The organism is Levilactobacillus yiduensis (assembly GCF_024718525.1).
Classification (GTDB): domain Bacteria; phylum Bacillota; class Bacilli; order Lactobacillales; family Lactobacillaceae; genus Levilactobacillus; species Levilactobacillus yiduensis.
Genome location: NZ_JAMXAZ010000067.1, coordinates 1 through 1,435, shown reverse-complemented (window position 1 = coordinate 1,435; position 1,435 = coordinate 1). Strand labels below are relative to the sequence as shown.

The 1,435-nt window shown below is 38.4% G+C and carries 2 protein-coding genes and 2 pseudogenes; all 4 read right to left on the bottom strand.

The window, feature by feature from the left end; genetic code table 11:
* Positions 1-75: 75 nt before the first annotated feature.
* Positions 76-300: pseudogene (locus NGM66_RS14305) on the bottom strand (zeta toxin family protein); the annotation flags it as partial.
* On the bottom strand, positions 297-482 hold the full coding sequence (locus NGM66_RS14300; protein WP_258115845.1) for a hypothetical protein: 186 nt from the start codon (positions 480-482) through the stop codon (positions 297-299). The gene NGM66_RS14300 and the pseudogene NGM66_RS14305, both read right to left, overlap by 4 nt.
* A 46-nt stretch (positions 483-528) precedes the next feature.
* Positions 529-810 carry a type II toxin-antitoxin system RelB/DinJ family antitoxin gene (locus NGM66_RS14295; RefSeq protein WP_258115844.1) on the bottom strand — a complete coding sequence of 94 codons (282 nt, stop codon included), beginning with the start codon at positions 808-810 and terminating at the stop codon, positions 529-531.
* A gap of 220 nt (positions 811-1,030) precedes the next feature.
* Positions 1,031-1,360: pseudogene (locus tag NGM66_RS14290) on the bottom strand (replication initiator protein A); the annotation flags it as partial.
* Between the last annotated feature and the right edge of the window lie 75 nt (positions 1,361-1,435).

Below are 1,435 nucleotides of genomic sequence, written 5' to 3'. Positions count from 1 at the left end.
TAAGGGAAGGCATTCCCTATTTCTATACAATTCAGAAATCTTTTATGCATTTACACAAGATATTTTACGCTCTCGAATACTTTGCTGGTGATCTAAAGCATAGTGTAGTTGTTTGATTTCTTCTTTCATGGCTTTTAAGTTGTCACTGTCTTCATGCAAATCGCCACCCATTTGTCTTAAAATTTCATCAGCGTTAATCCGTTTTGTTTTGTCAAATAAGATGGGAAATGTATCGTATAGCGTACTTTTTCTTGCTCCGTTAATACCAGCAACAATTATATATTGGGGTTTATCTATCAACGGACAAAGTCCTTTCGCTTAATAACCTCATCTTGCCTTTTATCTAAAAAGTAGGTATATAAAGCGTCATATACTTTGCGCTTTTCTGGATCTGGCTCATGTAATGACTTATCAAGTAAATCTTTTAAATCAGTTTCTTGGGCAATTTCAAAAAAGTCATTAATTGTGATTGTATCTTTCATGTTCATCACACTCCCAAGTTATTAATTTATTTAATCTGATAAGCCATTAGTCCTCATCTGGATCATTGAGCCAATCAGCGACTTCTTTAGCGTCTTTGAACTCTGTTACTGGTGTCTCTTTGGTAGCCTTTAAAAGGCTTAAATTAGCTCTTTCGGCTTCGCTCAGGGCTGGTTTAAACGGTAATGCTGCGTCAGCTACGATCCGCTTATAAAACATATTGATCGCGGTAGTTGGGTTTAGACCTAACTGGCTTAAAACGGTTTCGGTATTATCTGCCAATTCTTTGTCAATCTGGACTTGTACGCGTTTCTTTTCCTTAACTGCCATGATTTTCTCGCCCCCCCTTTATTACTACTCACATTATACTAATCTTTGAGTACCATCTCAATTAGCCTGCTTCTTTAAAAGTTGTGAATTTAAGTTTGCTGTCCTTTCCGCAATGACACTTATACAACGTTCCTAAAATGCCCGTACGCGCATTTTAAAACTCGTTTAATATAATTATGCTCTATCTGTTTAAAACGGCTTAGATGAGCTTAGATGCCGTTTAATTCCAAGAGCGCTCATTGTCAGTGTTCTGTTCTTCGGGGTGTTTGGCCGCATATTCTCTAGCCGCTTGTTTATTCCACCAAACCCCAAATAGGTTTTGCATGGTACCGTACAAGTAGTTTTCAACGTTCTTAATGTGCTTCTCATTGCTTCTAAGAGCGTTAAAGTAGCGTCTCAAGGCTTTGGTCATTAAAGGCTTCAGCTCCTCATCATAAAGTGGGATTAGGACCCCAATATCCTGATGATCCTTCTCAACTCGGTACTTAGCATTTAAGATAATACCAACGAAGCGACGCATCTGTTGCGGGGGACGGCACCAAAAACTAAGGGAGTGTCAAATTTTTTGTGTAAATGGAAGTCCTCTCCCATTAGCTAGCTTCTAATACATGGATTCTAACGTATC

Coding starts and splice junctions, on each gene's coding strand:
- NGM66_RS14300 (WP_258115845.1), bottom strand. CDS start 482: ATGAAAGATACAATCACAATTAATGACTTTTTTGAAATTGCCCAAGAA.
- NGM66_RS14295 (WP_258115844.1), bottom strand. CDS start 810: ATGGCAGTTAAGGAAAAGAAACGCGTACAAGTCCAGATTGACAAAGAA.